Source organism: Bartonella sp. MU70NMGDW, assembly GCF_042194085.1.
GTDB classification, from domain to species: Bacteria; Pseudomonadota; Alphaproteobacteria; order Rhizobiales; family Rhizobiaceae; genus Bartonella; species Bartonella grahamii.
Genome location: NZ_JBHIMK010000447.1, coordinates 1 through 951, shown reverse-complemented (window position 1 = coordinate 951; position 951 = coordinate 1). Strand labels below are relative to the sequence as shown.

General features: G+C 31.9%; 1 protein-coding gene and 1 tRNA gene. Both read right to left on the bottom strand.

Annotation, left to right across the window (positions count from 1 at the left end):
• A partial coding sequence (locus tag ACFIKE_RS11545) for a formate--tetrahydrofolate ligase (protein ID WP_375650081.1) occupies positions 1-122 on the bottom strand: 122 nt, incomplete at its 3' end.
• Positions 123-882: 760 nt separating this feature from the next.
• Positions 883-951, bottom strand: a tRNA-Arg gene (locus ACFIKE_RS11540).

The following is a 951-nucleotide window of genomic DNA, read 5'->3' as shown; positions in this document are numbered from 1 at the left end:
ATTTTAGCTTTATCATGGCCATAGGGAATGAGATTTTCATGTGAGATACCAATTTTTTGTGCAATTTCAATAATATGTTGTTTTTTAGCAGTGCGAGCAATTTCAATATCTGTTTTAGGCATGGAAAAATTCTTTAAACTTATCTTTTATTAATATTCGAGATCTGTACCCCATAGGTTAATTAGAAAAATTCATAGAGAACAGAAAATATTAAGATATCATAGAAGTCGATGATATGCCATGCAAGAGATAATGCTAAAGAAGCACAAGAAGAGTTTTATTGTTTTTTGGGAAAAAGAATCTCTCTGCTTTTAAGCAGTAAAAATACGTTTAATTCAATTAAAAATATTTCGAAAAGAAGCTTTGGTTTGCAACAAAATTCTGATGATATTAATGGATACCATAAGTGTTTGATGGTGGTACGTTTTAGAAGTAGTTTATTTGTTCTTTCCAATAACATACTGAAAAAGTTTTACATGGTGATAAACCGGAATTTATGGTGGCATATCTGAAGTGCCTATTAAGATGGGACTACTAGGAATAAAATATTCAGAAACATCCAGTTATGGAAAATTAGAAATAAGCACGTAAAAAATTACCTAACTGATTAGAGAGTATAATCCGGAAGAGACCGAAAACAAGCTCATAGATTGAAAAAAGAAAACAACAACACACGCTACTCATGCAATCGCTACAATTATTAGCTAATAAAAGCGCCTTAGGGCTGAATTGAAGGACTCATAACATCCTATTCTAGCAAAATGGCTAAAGAAACGACTCACAACAGAATGAAATAACAAAATACAAAAAAAGATAGGTAAAAATAAATTACAAAATAAATAATTTAAAGAGTCTCACTTTATAAGTAAGATATTTGATAGATGGCGCACCCGAAGAGATTCGAACTCCTGACCCCCAGATTCGTAGTCTGGTGCTCTATCCAGCTGAGCT